This window comes from Corallococcus macrosporus (assembly GCF_017302985.1).
Taxonomy (GTDB): domain Bacteria; phylum Myxococcota; class Myxococcia; order Myxococcales; family Myxococcaceae; genus Corallococcus; species Corallococcus macrosporus_A.
This window is the reverse complement of sequence record NZ_JAFIMU010000007.1, coordinates 3,044,365-3,060,614: the sequence shown is the minus strand read 5'-3', so window position 1 is coordinate 3,060,614 and position 16,250 is coordinate 3,044,365. Positions and strand designations below refer to the sequence as shown.

Below are 16,250 nucleotides of genomic sequence, written 5' to 3'. Positions count from 1 at the left end.
GGGAGGCTGCCCGCTACGGTGACGGTCTCTCGCTCGGACCTGGAGGCCCACCGCATGCGCCACGCCGCCGCCCGCAAGATGCTCGCCCCCTACGAGGAAGTGCAGACATTGCCCCACTACCTGGTGGGCGAGGCGCTCGATGGCGTCCTCTACGTCTCCTCGCCTCCCATCGCGCGCAAGCAGGGCCTGACGCCGCTGCTGGGCCGCGCGCCCGAGGGCTGGTGGTGGACCTCCGAGCCCCGGCTGCTGCTGGGCCAGGACGTGCTCGTGCCGGACCTCGCGGGCTGGCTGGGGGGACGGCCGCCCACGCTGCCCGACGGCGCGTTCATCGACCGCGTGCCGGATTGGATCTGCGAGGTGCTGAGCCCCGCTAGCGCGAGGCTGGACCTGGCCGCGAAGCTGCCGCGCTACGCCCGCGCGGGCATCCGCAACGCCTGGGTCATCAACCCCGTGCACCGCGTGGTGGAGGTGTTCCGCCAGGACCACGAGCGCTGGATGCTGGTGAACACCCTCGTCGGCGAGGAGCAGGTGCGCGTCGAGCCCTTCGAGCGCGTGGACCTCCAGTTGTCGCCGTTCTGGACGCAGGAGTGAAGCCCCCCGTCACGCCGCGGGCTCCCACGCGCCCGTGAACGCGTCGAAGCGGCGCACGTTGACGCTCAGCGCCCGGTGGACCTGCGTGTCCGCGCCCACGTCCACGGGCGCGCCGTTCGGAGTCAGGGTCAGCCGGTCGAACCGCGCGCCGGTGAACCAGCGGTGCGGCTGTGGCTCCAGGACGAAGAGCCCCTCGTCGTCCAGGTCCACGTCGATGGGCACGAAGTCCACGCGCTGAAGCTCCACGGGAGGCGGGAAGTCCATCGCGACGCGGAAGGGCACGCGCGCCTCTCCCTGGGCCGCGACGCCCTCCAGGAAGAGCGAGCGCCCCTCCATCACGTCCGCCTCCGCGCCCAGCGCGCTCGAAGGGGGCTGGAGCAGCAGCGACAGCGACCGCGCCACGCCCGCGATGCCCGGCGAGCGCCCCAGCACGCGCGCCTGTCCCGCGTCCGCGAGCAAGTCGAAGACGACCTCGCGGTCCCACTCGCCCAGCACGCGGCCTCCGGAGAAGAAGTCCCCTTCGTGCGCGTGCGCGGTGGGCAGCAGCGCGTCCCCCAGGCGGCGCAGCAGGGCCTGGGGCTGGAGGGGCGAGGCCTTCTCGAAGAGGTAGATGGGCCCCAGCACCAGGCGCGCGGTGGTGAGCGCCACGCGCCAGCCGGTGTCGGTGGTGAAGGTGCCCGCGGTGGACTCACCGGGCGCGAACCCCGTGCGCAGGCCCATGCGGAAGGTGATGCTGCGGCCTCCGGTGCCGGACAGGCCGCAGCCCGCCGCGAGCGCGCCTCCCAGCATCCACGTGAAGGCTCGACGGGTGGGACGCATCATGGCCGGTCCTCCTGGAGGTCCAGGTACACGGTGAGGGTGCCGCGCACGGTGCGAGGCGCACCGGCGGAGAAGTGGCGCGTGGCCAGCAGGGACGCGGGCGCGTCGGGGCCGCGGAAGTTGGAGACGTAGTTGAACTCGGACTCGCGCCAGCGCGCGTCCAGCAGGTTCTCCACCGACAGGCCCAGCTCCACGGCGCGCCAGCGCGCCCGGGCCGCCACGTCGAAGAGGAAGATGGACTCGCTGTAGCGATCCAACGGCAGGGGCTTGGGCCCGATGGCGCTGTGCCCCAGCGCCACGCTCCACCCCACCGGCTGATGGGCCACGGTGGCGGTGCCCCGCCACGACGCGTCCACGCGGCCCAGCACCTGCGGGATGTACGGCAGCACCGTGCCGTCCCACAGTTGCCACGCGGAGGCCCCGGGCAACGGCTGCGTCGCGCGGGCCCACGCGAGGCTCGCCTGCACGTCCAGGTGCTGCTCCCACTGGAAGCGCGCGCTGCCGAACGCGCCCAGCCGCTGCGACGGGCCGATGGGCTGGTTGCGTCCCGTCGTCTCGCTGAACACCAGGTCCTGCGACACGCGCGTGGCGAACAGGGCGCCGCGCAGCTCCAGCGAGGACGGGCCGTCCGCCCACCGCCAGCCCAGGCCCGTCTCTCCGGACGTCACGCGCGCGTACGGCGCGAACTCCGCGTTGGACAGGCCCGCCGCGTCGCTGGAGCGCGCTCCCAGGCCCGCGCTGGTCAGCCACGTGAGGCGCGGCGTCAGGCGCACCTCCGCGCTGGCGCGGGGACTGGCGAAGAAGCCATAGGCCTCCACGGACTCCTCTGGGATGCGGGTCCCCTGCCGATCCTCGGCGGGCCGGTTCAGGTCCTCCACGCCGAAGAGGAACGTGTCCACGCGCACGCCGCCCCGCAGCGTGAGCCATTCCAGCGGCGCGCCGCGCAGGGACAGATACGCGCCCAGGTTCGTCACGCGCACCTGGTTGTCGAAGACGGTGGCGTAGGGCGCGCCGCCGTTGTCGCGCAGGCGCCGCGCGCGGGTGTGCACGTTGTCGTAGCGGGCCACGTAGCCCAGCTCCAGCGGCTGGGGCTGCCCCGCCCAGGTGAGGCCCGGCGTGTAGCGGCCTCGCAGGCCCACCGTGGTGCCCTGGTAGGACTGCTCCGTGTTGTCGCCGCGCTGGGATTCGCCGATGGGGGGCGTGTCCTGGAGGAAGCCGGTGAAGTTCTCACGGCTGCGCATCTGCCGGGCGATGGCGAAGGCCTGCTGCACGAAGCGGCCTCCGCGCTCCAGGCGGGACGTCAGCTCCACGGAGGCGATGTGGCGCTGGCTCGCGCCGCCCTGGTTCGGGTCGTAGAGACAGAAGAACTGCGAGTCCGCGTCCGCGTCGCATGGCAGCCGCGCGTCCACGACGTCCGTCTCCCGCACCACGCCCGCGGAGCCGTAGCGCGCGGCGTAGCTGGCGCCGAACACGCGCAGCTTCGTCTGTGGCCCCAGGTTCAGCTCCGTCTGGGCCATGAGGCCCGCGTTCGCATAGGAGCGGTTGGGGCCGAAGCCGTGCCCCTGGCGCAGCAGCACGCCCACGAAGGTGGCGGCGGTGGACTCGGGCGGGCCCCACACCAGGGACAGCCGGCGCGACGCGAAGCTGCCGTAGCTGGCGGACGCGGTGATGCCCCGCTGCTCCAGCCCCAACTGGTACTCCACGGTGCCCGCGACGCCGAAGTCGCCCTGGGATGGGTCGTAGGGTCCCTCCGTCACGCGCAGGGACCGCACCAGCTCCGGGATGATGAAGTACGTGTCCGCGTAGCCGTGGCCGTGGGCATTGGAAACCTCGTTGAGGGGCACCCCGTCCAGGCGCATCTCCACGTCCTTGCCCTCTCCCGCGTCGAAGCCGCGCAGGTAGACGGTCTCCGCGTGCCCTTCCCCGCCGTGGTTGGCGAGCATCACGCCCGGAGCCAGCAGCATCAGGTCCGTCGCCGAGTTGCGAGGCACGTCCGCGAGCTGCCCCACCGTGATGTGGAAGTCCCCCACGGCCACGGGAGGCGGCGCGACGGACTGCCCGCGCACCGTGGTGGAGAACACCGGCGGCTCCGGCTTCGGAGGTGGCACCGGCTCCGGAGCAGGCGGAGCGGCCACCGGCTCGAACGTCACCGGCACGTCCACGCGCACCTCCAGCGGCTCCTCGCCCCGGCGCGCGGGTTCGAAGCGCCACCTCAGGGCCGCCGCCATCGCGGCCCGGTTGAAGGCCTCGCCCCCGGGCACCATCACCTCCACCTGGGAGACCTCTCCCTGGGCATCGATGGTCAGCCGCAGCAGCACCCGCACGGCCTCCGTCAACGGCGGCGCGTCCGCCGGCATCACGGGCGGCGGCGCCTCCACGGGCACGGGCGGCGTCACGGGCACTTCGGGCGACGCGCTCAACAGCCAGAGCACCAGCGTCGGGATGAACACGGGCAACGACCTCGGCCGGCGGGGTCCACCTGACGCAGGCGGACCTCTCAGCGGCGACCCGTGGATATCGCAACCCAGACTTGACTTGCAACATAGTTACAAATACCAACCAGATGCATGAACCGACGAAGCAAGTGGACGTGGGGCCTGCTCGTGGGCGCGCTGGGCCTGGGGGCCTCCGGCTGCGGCGACGCCACGGCGCGCGGCGACGTGCGGGTGACGTTGAGCGGCGGGGACGGGACGCAGCGCGGCTACGCGGATCACCTCTTCCAGGACGGCTGGTCCGTGCAGTTCACGAAGTACCTGGTGTCCCTGGGCGACTTCACCCTCACCTCCGCGGCCGGCGACGTGCACGCCACGACGGAGCACCTGCTGGTGGACGTGCAGAAGGGGGACGTGCCCCTCACCGGCCTCACGGGCCTGGAGGCGGGGCGCTACGGGGTGGCCTTCCGGGTGAGCCCGCCGGAGGCGCGCACCGTGGCCGGCGCGTCCGTGTCCGCCGACGACCTGGCGATGATGCGCGAGCGCGGCTTCAGCTACTTCGTGGAGGGCCGCGCGCAGAACCGGGACCCCGCCCTGGGCCTCTACACCTTCCGCATGGGCTTCCCCGTCAACGCGCGGATGGTGGACTGCATCAACGGCGTGGACGGAACCCAGGGCCTCGTCGTGCCGGAGAACTCCGTGGCGGAGGCCGAGGTCACCATCCACGCCGAGCACATGTTCTACGACCGGCTGGGCACCCACCGCGGCGTGCAGCTGCGCTTCGAGGCCATCGCCGCCACCGCGGACGCAAGCCACGCCATCACGCCGGAGGGGCTGGCCACCCAGCAGCTGCTCGACCTGCGCGGCCTGGACGGCGGCGAGCTGCGCGACGCCCAGGGCCACCCGGTCGTCTACCAGCCCGGCGCCTACGCCCTGCGCACGCTCCAGGAGTTCGTCACCCAGAGCATCGTGGATCAGGCGCACCTCAACGGCGGCGGCGTCTGCACCGTCGCCGCGCCGTAGGCCTTCCCCCGCGGAGGAAGGCCCCGGCCCGAGGCGTCAGGCCTTGGGCGCTTCCTTGGAGGCGCGCTGCGCTTCGACCTCGCGCCGCACGTCGTCCATGTTCAGCGCGCGGACCTGCCGGATGAGGTCCTCCAGCGCCGCCTTGGGCAGCGCGCCCGGCTGGTCGAACAGCAGGATGCCGTCACGGAACACCATCAGCGTGGGCATGGCGCGGACCTCGAAGGCCCCCGCCAGCTCCGGCTGCGCGTCGACGTCGATCTTCCCGAAGACGATGTCCTGATGGGTCTCCGATGAGGCCTTGTACACGGGCTCGAACGCCTTGCAGGGCCCGCACCAGGTCGCCCACCAGTCCAGGACGACGATGCCGCCCTTGCCCACCGTCTCCTTGAAGTTGTCCTTCGTGATTTCGAGCGTCGCCATGATGACCTCCTAACGAACGTCCAACAGCTCCACCTCGAAAAGGAGGGTGGCGTTGGGGGGAATCACACCGGCCGCGCCGCGCGAGCCGTAGCCCAGCTCCGGCGGGATGGTGAGCTTGCGGATACCGCCGACCTTCATGCCCGCGACGCCCTGGTCCCAGCCCTGGATGACCTGGCCCGCGCCCAGCGCGAAGGTGAAGCCCTGCCCACGGTCACGGCTGCTGTCGAACTTCTTGCCGTCGGTGAGCGTGCCCACGTAGTGCACCGTCACCCGCTTGCCCGCGACCGCTTCCGTCCCGGTTCCGACCTTCACGTCTTCCGTCTTCAAGCTCATGCCAAGGCTCCTTGGCGGGAATCCGCCCTGGAAAAATGCGCACTCTAACGCCGGGCGCAGCCTCCCGCCTCCCTGAATGCCCGGCCCTGGCGTGGGAATAAAAAAAGTGACGGCGAGGCTCCGGATGATCCGGAAACCCCGCCGCCAGCTCCTGCCATGGAGGCCGTGACTGAAACTCCGGTCAGAACGTGCCACCCACGTTCAGCGTGGTGGTGTAGCTGCCGCCGCCCGACGGGTCGCTGCCGCCCGGATCGATGTCCGGAGCGAACTGCTTGTCGAACAGGAAGTTGTAGTAGCCGCGCAGGTCGGCGGTGAAGTGGCCGAAGTGGCCGCGCACGCCCACGCCCGCCGGGATGTTGCCCACGGTGTCGTCGCTGTAGCCGAGCGACTCACCGCCGCGGAAGTGGTAGTTGCTCACGCCGATGCCGCCCAGGAGGTAGGGCTGCACCGCCGACGGCGAGACGGCGAGCGTCAGGGCCGCCTGGCCACCGTTGCGCACCAGGTCCGGACCGTCCGCACCCGCGATGCCCGCGTCCTTGATGTTGTTCAAGGCGCCGGAGTAACCGACCTCGACACCCAGCACGGACGTCGGCTTGAGCGACGCCGTCACGGCCGCGGAGGGACCGGGGGCAATCTGCGGAGCCAGGGCGCCGGTGTAGCCTTCCACACCGCCACCGATGAGGAGCGTCAGGCCCTTCTTGTCGTTCTTGTCCTTCTTCTCCACCTCCAGCGGCTGGATCTCCTCATTGGCTGACGCCGTGGGCGCGTAGCTCGGAGGAGGCGTGGTCATGCCGCTGCCGCCCGTGGCCTCCTGGCCCGACAGCGAGCTGCTCTGGCTCATGCCGCCGCTGGAGCCGGACGGAGGAGGCGGAGGCGCGGGAGGCTCGGCCGCGGGAGGCGGCGTCAGCTCCTGGCTCTGCGGCGTGATGCCGCTGGAGCCACTGCCACCCACTCCCGGCTGGCCCACCGGCTCGCAGCGCAGCGGCATGTTCAGGTAGACCGCGCCGCTGCCACCGGTGCCACTCGCGCTGGGGCTGCTCAGGCCCTGGTCGCTGGTGCCCAGGCTCTGGCTGCTCTTCGAGGAGTCATCCATCGACGACCCGGAGGAACCACTGCCACCCGTCCCCTGAAGCGATTCATCCACCGGCGCCTCTTCCTCGATGAGAAGGTCCTCCTCCTGGACCTGTCCCGCAGAGGACTGCGCCGTCATGTCCTTGTGCCCCTTGTCCTTGTGGACCGCGGCCTGCCCTGGAGGGCAATCCTTCTCCGCCGCACCTGCACCCGTCCCGTACATGAGCGCCGCGACGGCGCCCGCCAGAATCTTCGCTTTCATCCAACCCTCCATCGTCGACTGACTGACATGAAGGTTGTCTTGCGAGGGACATCCGGCAAGCCTTGCGCGGAAGGTCAAAGACAGCTGACCCGCCTGCCCGCCCTCCAGGGGGGAAGGCGTGGTTTCAGAGCCACTTCACGGGGACGGAGGGCCCGGACGCCCCCCCGTCCAGCGTCAAAGATAGACATTGAAAGACATTCGTCACGCGTCGCGCAGCCAGGCCGAACCGGTGACGACAGGCAATTGCAACGCGCGCTCGCGGTCCAGGTCCAGGTTGCCGATGTGCAGGGACAGCGGCGCCTGCACCCACTTGTAGATGGACTGCTGGAACAGGCGCACGAAGCGGTCCACGTACCCGCCCAGGCGCTCCGCGTCCACCTCCGGGAACATGGCGGTGAGCGCGGTGCGCATCTCCGCCGGGGTGAGCTTCTCACCCGCGTGCAGGTAGAAGCACGCGTCCAGGATGGGGAAGGGCATCAGCTCCTCCTCGCCCACCTGATCATGCGCCAGCTCCGGCCCCGCGGGCTTGGCCAGCACCTTGCGGATGCCCTCGTAGCCGGTGGTCTCCTGGAGGTAGTCCAGGAGGTACATGACCACCGTCTTGGGCACGTTGGCGATAACCGCGAGCGCGCCCATCAGGTCGCCACCGATGGTGGTGTAGCCCACGGACTTCTCGCTCATGTTGCCCGTCTGCAGGAACAGGCCGCCGCAGGAGTTGCTCCAGTTCCACATGCGCTGCGCGCGGATGCGGGCCTGGATGTTCTGCTCGGTGATGGGGGTGAGCTTCGTGTCGCCCAGCATCTTCTGCGCGGCGGCCTTCTCCCGCTCGAAGGCCTCTTCGATGGAGACCACCTGGAAGGGCACGCCCAGCTCGCGCGCGATGGTCTCCGCCGCGTCGCGCGTCTGCTGGCTGGAGTACGGGCTGGGCATGTAGAACGCCTGGATGAGCGAGCCCGGGTTGTCCGGCCGCGCGCGCTTCGCGTACCGGTGCGCGATGAGCAGCGTGAGCAGCGAGTCCCGCCCGCCCGACAGCGCGATGCCGAAGAGCTTGAAGGCGCGCGTCTTCTCGAAGTAGTCGCCCACGCCCAGCGACAGCGCGTCCAGGATGTCCTCGCACAGCGCCACGCGCGCGGTGCGGCGGGTGTCCGGCGCGGGCAGGAAGAAGCTGCGGTGCGCGGGCACGGGATAGGGCAGCTTCTCCCGCCGCGTCTTCACCGCCTGGGTGCAGTCCAGGGTGGGCACCTTCCTGCCGCCCGCGGACACCCACGACTCCTTGTCCACGCGCCAGGTGGTGTTCTCCGTGCGCAGGCGCAGCGTGCGGTCCAGGTCCACCACGGCGGTGGTGAAGCCCTGCTGGAAGCGCGGCGTCTCCAGCACGGGGCGGCCGTTCTGGTTGATGAAGCCGCCGCCGTCGAAGATGAGGCCGTCGTTGCTGCCCACCGCGTTCGCGTACGCGATGGTGACCTGGTGGTCGGACGCGCGCGTGGCGATGAGCTCGCGGCGCGTCTCCCAGAAGCCCAGCCGGAAGGGGGACGCGGACAGGTTCACCACCAGCTCGCCGCCGGAGTACGCGCGCCGGCGCATGGGGCCGTCCGCGCTCCAGATGTCCTCGCACACCTCCGGCGCCACGGTGCCGAAGTCGAACTGGAACATGAAGTCGCCCAGCGGCACGCCCCGGTGCGCTTCCGCCATGCCGGGCTGGCCGTGGCCGAAGGTGCGGCCCTCGTAGAAGACGTTGTACGTGGGCAGCTTCTCCTTGGGCACCAGGCCCAGGATTTTGCCCCCCGCCACCACCGCCGCGCAGTTGAGGCGCACGCCCTGCAGGGCCACGCCCACGCCCAGGATGCTCACCAGGGGCAGGGACGCGGTCTCCTTCGCGAAGCGCTCCAGCTCCGGCCACTGGTGGTCGATGAAGCCCTGCCACTGGACCAGGTCCTCGGCGGGGTAGCCCGCGATGACCTGTTCGGGGAAGACGCCCAGCGTGACGTCCTCCGCCGCCATCTTCCTCGCCAGGTCCAGCACCCGGTCGGTGTTTGCCTGGAAGGCGCCCACGGTGGTGTTGACGCTGGCGATGCCAATCTTCACGAGCCGCATGGTGCGTCGCTCTCCCTCAAGAAGGCGTGAGGCCCCGAGCAATGCGCGCATGGGGGGCCCAGGGCAAGCGGATGCTGCGGCCCAGGTGCCCGGTTAGTTCAGCGGCCCGCTGGGGCGCATGGGCTGCAGCTGGGTCAGCAGGTCGCTCACGTCCTCCAGCACCGCCTCCAGGCGGCGCCGGACGTCCAGCTCCTCCAACAGCTCCTGCCGCCGCCCGGGCTCCGGCACCAGCGCGGACGCCACCACGTCCGCCAGCATGCCCCCGCCAGCGCGCGCGGCCACCGGCAGCAGGCTCTCCGCGAACGAGGGCGGCACCCGGCCGGCCAGCTCGAAGACCGCCTGGCGCAGCTGCTCCTCCTCCGGCCCCGTGTAGGGGGCCTCCGGCAGCACCTGGGCGCGCACCTGGCGGTAGAGCGTGCCCGGGGACAGCTCCTCCACCATCCGCACCCGGCTGACGCCCTGCAGGAGGATGTTGTAGCGCCCGTCCTCCACCTGCTCGTCCCAGACGATGACGCCCGCGCACATCAGGGGCTGCAGCGGCGGACGGCCCTCGTAGTTCCCCTCCCAGCCGGCCTCCAGCTGGCCCAGGGCCAGCACCCGGTCCGAGGCCAGCGCGTCCTTCACCAGCGCCCGGTAGCGGGGCTCGAAGATGTGCAGGGGAATGACGGTGTGCGGAAACAGGACCGCCGACGGCAGGGGAAACACCTTCAGCGCGCCGGTGGCGCGTTCCACGGTCTCTTGTGCGGTCATGGTCACCTTCCCCGTGTGTAAGCCCCTGGGGCCGGGGGCGCATTCCAAACAGGCAGGCATCCGGGCCCGGCGTTCCGGTGGCAAGGGCCCCCGGTTCCGCTAGGGTGCGCCCCCGAATGTCCTCCACCGAGCCTTCCCCGTCTTCCGCCCCGGCCGCCCCGGCCGCCGACGCCCCGAAGCTGTCCTGGTACCGCCGGATGTACCTGCGCGTGGAGGCGGCCGCCTCCACCCCGCACGCGCTCGCCACGATGATGGCGGTGTCGGTGGTGGATGGGTCCGTCTTCCCCATCCCACCCTTCGCGGTGCTGGTGCCCATGGTGCTCGCCCAGCCGAAGAAGTGGGTGCGCTACTGCCTGCTGGGCACCCTGGCGAGCCTGGTGGGCGGCCTCATCGGCTATGGCCTGGGGGCGTTCGTGGGCGAGGGCATCACGCAGTTGCTGCACATCGACCTGGACGTGCGCGTGGACCGCTTCGGCGTGTCCGGCACGGTGGGCGAGCTGCTGGGCCGCAACTTCTGGGTGCTGGCGCTGCTGTGCTCCATCCTGCCCACGCCGTTCAAGATCGTCGCCATCGGCAGCGGCCTGGTGTCGGTGCCGCTGGAGCAGTTCCTGCTGGCCTCCGTCATCGGCCGCTCGGTGCGCTTCTTCCTGGTGGGCAGCGTGGTGCGCTTCTTCGGCCCCACGGCCCGCAAGTGGCTGCGCGTCTGACGTGACGGCCTAGCCGCGGCGCGTGCCGCCCACCGCGCCGCGCGCCGCGACCTCCTTGGGGGGGCTGCCCTCCAGCACCTCCTCCACCGTGGCCAGCAGCACGTCCGGGCGCACCGGCTTCTCCAGCACCCGCTGGGCCACCGTCTCCACGAACGCGCGCGCCTCCGGCGAGGACGCACCGCCGGAGATGAACACCACCCGCGACGCCAGCGCGGGCGCCTCCTGCTGCAGCCGCCGGTACACCGCGATGCCGTCCATGCCCGGCATCTGCAGGTCGCACAGCACCACGTCGAAGGACTCGCCCCCGGCCACCCTCGCCAGCGCGTCCTCGCCGCGCGTGACGGTGACGACCTCGTGGGTGGGCTCCAGCAGCAGGCGCATGGACTGCGCCAGCCGGGGCTCGTCGTCCACGATGAGCACCCGCCCCCCGCGTCCGGAGCCGGAAGGCCCCACGGCGCGCTCGACGGCGTGCAGCGGCAGGGAGGGCGGCGGGCTCCCCGCGCTCTGCACGGGCGCGGGCGGCAGCAGCAGCGTGAAGGTGGAGCCCTGGCCCGGCGTGCTGCGCACGTGCAGCTCGCCCCCGTGCGTGCGGACGATCTGCTGACAGATGGCGAGCCCCAGGCCCGTGCCCTCGTCGCTGCCCTTGGTGGTGAAGAACGGGTCGAAGATGCGCGGCAGCACGTCCGGCGGGATGCCGGCGCCGGTGTCCTCCACCTCCACGCACGCGTGGCCGGACGCGTCCGTGCGGGTGCGCACGCGCACCTCGTGACGGCCGGCGTCGCCTTCCGGGATGGCCTGCAGGGCGTTCACCAGCAGGTTGAGCAGCACCTGGCCCAGCCGCGCCTCGCTGCCCAGCACGCGCGGCACCGGCCCGAAGTCCTCCACCAGCCGCGCGCGCGAGCGCAGGGCGTGCAGCACCACGCGCACCGCGGGCGGCACCAGCGCGTTCAGGTCCACCAGGCCGCGCTCCGGCGCGCCCTCGCGGCTGAACACCTGCAGGTCCCTCACGATGAGGCGGATGCGCTCCGCGCCTTCTTGCGCCCCCCGCACGCTGGAGAGCGCGTCGCGCACGCCCTCCGGGGCCGCCGCGCCCTCCGCCGCGAGGCTGCGCCGGGCGGCCTCCAGGTTCAGCGCCAGGTAGGCCAGCGGGTTGTTGATTTCATGGCCCACGCCCGCGGCCAGCGTGCCCACCGCCGCCACGCGCTCGGCGGCCACCAGCCGGGCCTGCAGCTCCTTCGTCGCGGTGACGTCGCGGTGGGTGGCCACGAAGTGCGTCACGGCCTCGCCGTTGGCGCGCACCGGGGACAGCTGCATCTCGCTCCACACGCGCGTGCCATCCGGCCGCGTCAGCGCCACCTCCGCGCGCAGCGAGCGCTCCTCGCGCAGCGCCTCCAGCAGCCGCTGCCGGTCCCCGCCGTCGCCGGACGCCAGCAGCTCCCCGGGCGCCACGCCGACCAGCTCCTCGCGCCGCCGGCCCACCAGCGCGCAGAGGGCCTCGTTGGCGAACACGGTGTTGAGCACGCCCGGCTCGCGCACCTCGCAGATGAGCACGCCTTCGTGCACCGCGCGCACGGTGGTGGCCAAGAGCTCCAGCAGCTCCACCGCCTGACGGCGCTCCGCGCGGGCCGCCGCGAGCAGCAGGCCCGTCAGCGAGGTGATGCCGATGAAGAGCTGCAGCACCACCAGCCCCCGGTGCGGCAGGTCCGTGGTGAAGAACGGCCCCAGCTCCCGCGCGGTGCCGGCGATGGCCGCCAGCGCGACGGTGAGCGACGCCAGCGCGGCGCCGCGCAGCCCGAAGCCCAGGGCCGCCCAGGCCGTCAGCGGAAAGAGCAGGAACATCAGCGCGTGCGCCGCCCCGGAGCCCGGCCGGGGGAAGGCGAAGATGCCCACGCACACCGCCGTCGTCAGCGCCAGCAGCAGCAGCGCCTCCCAGGAACGCTCCATGCGGCGCGGCCTGCGCAGGAACAGCACGGGCGTCACCAGCAGCATGCCCAGCAGGTCCGCCATCCACCACAGCCAGCCGGAGGGGCCCCACAGCGCGGCGGGCACCACCCCGCCCAGCACGAGCCCCAGCGTGCCCAGCCCCGCGCCCAGGATGGCGCCCAGCCCCGCGCCCCCGCCCAGCCAGACGACGTCGCGCACGCGGTGCAGCTCCCGCGCGCCCTCCATCCGCCGGAACAGCAGCGCCGCCAGCACCGCCTCCAGCGTGGAGCCCAGCACGACGCCCAGCCCCACCCCGGGTGACACGCCCATGGCGTACGCCACCACGCCCGCGCCCAGCGCCACCGCGGGCCAGCGCGACACGCCCAGCAGCAGCAGCCCGCCCAGGGCCACGCCCGACGGCAACCAGACGGGGCAGATCTTGCTGGTCTCCGCGGCCAGCGACAGCGCCACCCGCGCGGCCAGCAGGTACACCGCCGTCAGCGCGAGGACCTCCACGAGGCCCCGGACCGGGAACGCCGCCACACGGGCCTGAGGACGACCTTGGATGATGACTTCCCCCCGTCCCTCCAGGGCCGTGACACCAGGGCCGGAGGAACATGCGTCATGCTAGCGGGGACGGCAGGGCGTTGCACCCCGTCCGCGGGGAGGCCCGCCTGGCAGCCAGGCGGTGTCCGGCCGGTGATGCAATGGACACCCTTCAGGCCCGTAGGAATGGGCAAGGAGGAACGAATCTCATGTCGCGTCCCGGTCTTGCTGCGCTGCTGTCGTTCTTCATCCCTGGCGTGGGGCAGATCTACAACGGTGACATCCTGCGCGGGGTGTTCTGGCTCATCGTCACGCCCGGCTTCTGGCTGGGCACGGGAGGCATCCTGGGCTGGGTGTGCCACATCATCGCCGCCGCCACCGCGTACAACCGCGCGGAGGACAAGGAGCGGATGCGCTACGGCATGGGCTAGTCACGCCTCCGAACCGCTGAAGTGCGGACATGAAAAAGGGGCCCTCGTGGCCCCTCGCCCACCGCCGCCCCGGTGCCCTCATGGGCCGGGGCGGTGTTGCTTCATCAGACTCAGGTGTTGAACGCGTCGGGCAGCGGCTGCGGCCCGGGGATGATACCGGCGATATCGGGATCCTCTTCGCCCGGCCCGCGCGCCGGACGGTTGTCCTTCTCGGTCTTGCGCTCGGCCTTCTTGGCGTCCTTCTCGCGCTGCTTCTGCTGGCGCGCCATTTCCTTCTGCCGCTTCGTGGACCTTCCCTGCATGGAACCTCCTGGGAAACATTGAGCGAAAAAGAGGCCCGGCCCCTTCAAGGCCGGACCTCGTGGATGCGTGAAAAGCAGCAGAGCCGGAGGGCTCAGCCGACCGGGCGGACGTTCTCCGCCTGGAGCCCCTTGGGGCCCTTCTTCACGTCGAACTCCACCTTCTGGCCCTCGGCCAGGGTGCGGAAGCCGTCCGACTGGATGGCCGTGTGGTGGCAGAACACGTCCGGACCACCGCTGTCCTGCGTGATGAAACCAAAGCCCTTCGCATCATTGAACCACTTCACCGTACCACTTGCCATGATCTGCGTCCTTGTCCCACTGGCAACCCCGCGAAATCGCCGGACTGCCCGCCCCCGAATTTTGGGGCGAAGACCGCGCCTTAGCCCTGAACAGGCATGAAGTCGAGCCGGGAACCACTCCCGTCCCTTCCCACGCCGTCGAAGGTAACAACCTCGATCCGGCAGTGAAACGCCTTCTCGGGGCGGTGCATTTCCCGCTGGCTGACGCTCCAGGCGGCCAGGGGTGACACTTCCAGGGGCCCCCGGTGTTCCGGAATAGTTTTCAGCCCTGAACACTTCCAGCCGGACGTGTCCTATCGTGGATGCCCCGTACCGGAATCACCCCTGCAGCCCCAATCGTGAGGCGTCCCTCCCAGTGACAAACCCAACCCGTGTGACCTTTGGCCAGCGCGATGCCTCCTTCGCGGAGGACCTGAAGCGACGCGTCTCCGAATACTTCGAGACCCGGAACCTTTCGCAGCGGGCCAACAAGGCCATGTACGTGAAGGCCCTGTCCATCCTGGGCTTCACCGCGGGCGTCTACGGCCTGCTGCTCAGCGGCCACTTCAACGCCTGGGGCATGCTGGCCCTGGCGGTGCTGATGGGTGTGGCCATCGCGGGCATCGGGTTCTGCATCGGCCATGACGGCGTGCACGGTTCCTACAGCGACAACGCGAAGGTGAACGCCGTGGTGGGCTTCGCGTTCGACCTCATCGGCGCGAACAGCTACATGTGGCGCATCACCCACAACGTCCTGCACCACACGTACACCAACATCCAGGGCATGGACGAGGACCTGACGGTGAGCCCGCAGCTGCGGCTGTCGCCGCACAGCGAGTGGAAGCCGTACCACCGCTTCCAGCACCTGTACGCGTTCACCGCGTACTCGTTCACCACGGTCTTCTGGGTGTTCGCGAAGGACTACAAGTACTTCTTCCAGAAGGACCTGGGCCCCTACAAGGGCAAGAAGCACGCGCCGGCCGAGTGGGCCCGCCTGCTGGCGATGAAGGCCGTGTACTACGGCTGGACGCTGGTGATTCCGTGGCTGGTGCTGGACATCACCTGGTGGCAGTTCGTGGTGGGGCAGCTGGCCATGCACCTGACGGCGGGCTTCATCCTGGGCATCGTCTTCCAGCTGGCCCACGTGGTGGAGGACGCGGAGTACCCCGTGCCGGACACCGACGGCAAGGTGGAGGACGCGTGGATGGTGCACCAGCTGCGCACCACCGCGAACTTCGCCCGCAAGAACCGCCTGCTGAGCTGGTACGTGGGCGGCCTCAACTTCCAGGTGGAGCACCACCTGTTCCCCAAGGTGTGCAGCATCCACTACCCGGCGCTGAGCGAGATCGTGAAGGCCACCGCCCAGGAGCATGGCCTGCCCTACATCGAGGCGGTGACCTTCCGCGGCGCCGTGGCGTCGCACTACCGGATGCTCAAGCTGCTGGGCCGTCCGCCCGCCGCGGACGCCATCCCCGAGCAGCCGAAGCCGGACCTCGCCGTGGCCGCCTGATCAGGCCCCCGCGGACCTCAGCGCGTCCAGCAGCCCGCCCGCCGAGGAGACCACCGCGCGCGCCCCGTGCGCGTGCAGCTCCTCCGCGGTGCGGAAGCCCCAGGTGACGCCCACGCCGTACATGCCCGCGGCCTTCGCGGTGTCCATGTCCACGGAGGTGTCCCCCACGAAGCCGCACGCGGCCGGCGGCGCGCCCAGCTCCGCCGCCAGCGCCAGCGCGGCGGTGGGATCCGGCTTGCGAGGGATGCCCGGCCGCTCGCCGTACACGGCCGTGAAGCGCACCGCCGGCAGCAGCCGCGCCGCAAGCCGCTTCACGAAGTCGTCGGACTTGTTGCTGAGCACGCCCAGCCGCACGCCGTCCGCCGCCAGCGCCACGAGCGCGTCCTCCACGCCCGGGTAGGCGCGCGTGCGGTCGAACAGGTGGGCGTCGTAGTAGGCGTGGTACGTGGACAGCACCTGCCCCTGGACTTCAGGCGCCGCGCCGCCGGTGGCCCGCTCCGCGAGCTTCGCCACGCCTTCTCCCACGAAGCGCAGGTAGGCGGCCTCCGGGTGCGGCGGCAGGCCGTGCTGTGTGAGGGCGTGGTTCATCGCCGTGGCGATGTCCCCCAGCGAGTCCACCAGCGTCCCATCCAGGTCGAAGAGCACGGCGCGCAGGAGCATGGGGCGCTTCTCTAGCAGAAACGCGAACGCCCCGACCCACGGAGGGTCAGGGCGTCTTTGGGTGAAGCGCGGACCCCGGAACCGGCCGGGATCCGCCG

Annotated in this window: 16 protein-coding genes; 5 read left to right on the top strand and 11 right to left on the bottom strand. The window is 71.2% G+C overall.

Going from position 1 to position 16,250, the window contains the following annotated elements:
* Positions 1-18: 18 nt before the first annotated feature.
* Complete coding sequence (locus JYK02_RS25115; RefSeq protein WP_207054626.1) at positions 19-591, top strand: Uma2 family endonuclease; 573 nt, start codon at positions 19-21, stop codon at positions 589-591.
* 9 nt (positions 592-600) lie between these two features.
* On the opposite strand, the gene JYK02_RS25110 is transcribed toward JYK02_RS25115, so the two are convergent.
* Positions 601-1,413, bottom strand: a complete 813-nt coding sequence (locus tag JYK02_RS25110; protein ID WP_207054624.1) for a hypothetical protein — start codon at positions 1,411-1,413, stop codon at positions 601-603.
* The gene (locus JYK02_RS25105) at positions 1,410-3,860 is read right to left on the bottom strand and encodes a TonB-dependent receptor domain-containing protein (protein WP_207054622.1); all 2,451 of its coding nucleotides are present in this window, start codon (positions 3,858-3,860) and stop codon (positions 1,410-1,412) included. Before JYK02_RS25105 ends, JYK02_RS25110 begins: the two co-directional genes overlap by 4 nt.
* A gap of 117 nt (positions 3,861-3,977) precedes the next feature.
* On the opposite strand from JYK02_RS25105, the gene JYK02_RS25100 reads away from it, so the two are divergent.
* Complete coding sequence (locus JYK02_RS25100; protein ID WP_207054619.1) at positions 3,978-4,865, top strand: hypothetical protein; 888 nt, start codon at positions 3,978-3,980, stop codon at positions 4,863-4,865.
* Positions 4,866-4,901: 36 nt separating this feature from the next.
* Here the strand turns inward: JYK02_RS25100 and trxA are convergent, their stop codons facing one another.
* The 5 genes from trxA to JYK02_RS25075 all read right to left on the bottom strand — a co-directional run bounded on the left by trxA (position 4,902) and on the right by JYK02_RS25075 (position 9,795).
* The gene (gene trxA / locus JYK02_RS25095) at positions 4,902-5,285 is read right to left on the bottom strand and encodes a thioredoxin (protein WP_120527496.1); all 384 of its coding nucleotides are present in this window, start codon (positions 5,283-5,285) and stop codon (positions 4,902-4,904) included.
* Between the two features lie 9 nt (positions 5,286-5,294).
* Entirely contained in the window at positions 5,295-5,618 is a 324-nt protein-coding gene (locus JYK02_RS25090) for an FKBP-type peptidyl-prolyl cis-trans isomerase (protein WP_207054617.1), read from the bottom strand.
* Between the two features lie 181 nt (positions 5,619-5,799).
* Positions 5,800-6,951 carry a hypothetical protein gene (locus JYK02_RS25085; RefSeq protein WP_207054615.1) on the bottom strand — a complete coding sequence of 384 codons (1,152 nt, stop codon included), beginning with the start codon at positions 6,949-6,951 and terminating at the stop codon, positions 5,800-5,802.
* A gap of 201 nt (positions 6,952-7,152) precedes the next feature.
* Positions 7,153-9,045, bottom strand: coding sequence for an NAD(+) synthase (nadE, locus tag JYK02_RS25080; RefSeq protein ID WP_207054613.1), 1,893 nt, complete (start codon positions 9,043-9,045; stop codon positions 7,153-7,155).
* Positions 9,046-9,138: 93 nt separating this feature from the next.
* Complete coding sequence (locus tag JYK02_RS25075; protein ID WP_207054611.1) at positions 9,139-9,795, bottom strand: LON peptidase substrate-binding domain-containing protein; 657 nt, start codon at positions 9,793-9,795, stop codon at positions 9,139-9,141.
* A 116-nt stretch (positions 9,796-9,911) separates the two neighbouring features.
* On the opposite strand from JYK02_RS25075, the gene JYK02_RS25070 reads away from it, so the two are divergent.
* Complete coding sequence (locus tag JYK02_RS25070) at positions 9,912-10,502, top strand: YqaA family protein (protein ID WP_207054610.1); 591 nt, start codon at positions 9,912-9,914, stop codon at positions 10,500-10,502.
* Positions 10,503-10,511: 9 nt separating this feature from the next.
* Here the strand turns inward: JYK02_RS25070 and JYK02_RS25065 are convergent, their stop codons facing one another.
* Positions 10,512-12,968 (bottom strand): ATP-binding protein, encoded by a 2,457-nt coding sequence (locus JYK02_RS25065; RefSeq protein WP_347402570.1) that lies wholly within the window; start codon positions 12,966-12,968, stop codon positions 10,512-10,514.
* Positions 12,969-13,180: 212 nt separating this feature from the next.
* Between JYK02_RS25065 and JYK02_RS25060 the strand changes: the two genes are divergently transcribed.
* The gene (locus JYK02_RS25060; protein WP_207054608.1) at positions 13,181-13,402 is read left to right on the top strand and encodes a hypothetical protein; all 222 of its coding nucleotides are present in this window, start codon (positions 13,181-13,183) and stop codon (positions 13,400-13,402) included.
* A gap of 110 nt (positions 13,403-13,512) precedes the next feature.
* Here JYK02_RS25060 and JYK02_RS25055 read toward each other — a convergent pair whose 3' ends face one another.
* Together JYK02_RS25055 and JYK02_RS25050 are read right to left on the bottom strand one after the other, a co-directional pair.
* Positions 13,513-13,704, bottom strand: coding sequence for a hypothetical protein (locus tag JYK02_RS25055; RefSeq protein ID WP_207054606.1), 192 nt, complete (start codon positions 13,702-13,704; stop codon positions 13,513-13,515).
* Positions 13,705-13,796: 92 nt separating this feature from the next.
* Entirely contained in the window at positions 13,797-14,003 is a 207-nt protein-coding gene (locus tag JYK02_RS25050; protein WP_014400218.1) for a cold-shock protein, read from the bottom strand.
* A 355-nt stretch (positions 14,004-14,358) separates the two neighbouring features.
* Between JYK02_RS25050 and JYK02_RS25045 the strand changes: the two genes are divergently transcribed.
* Positions 14,359-15,492, top strand: coding sequence for a fatty acid desaturase (locus tag JYK02_RS25045; RefSeq protein ID WP_207054604.1), 1,134 nt, complete (start codon positions 14,359-14,361; stop codon positions 15,490-15,492).
* Here the strand turns inward: JYK02_RS25045 and JYK02_RS25040 are convergent, their stop codons facing one another.
* The gene (locus JYK02_RS25040) at positions 15,493-16,152 is read right to left on the bottom strand and encodes an HAD family hydrolase (protein ID WP_207054601.1); all 660 of its coding nucleotides are present in this window, start codon (positions 16,150-16,152) and stop codon (positions 15,493-15,495) included.
* Positions 16,153-16,250 lie beyond the last annotated feature (98 nt).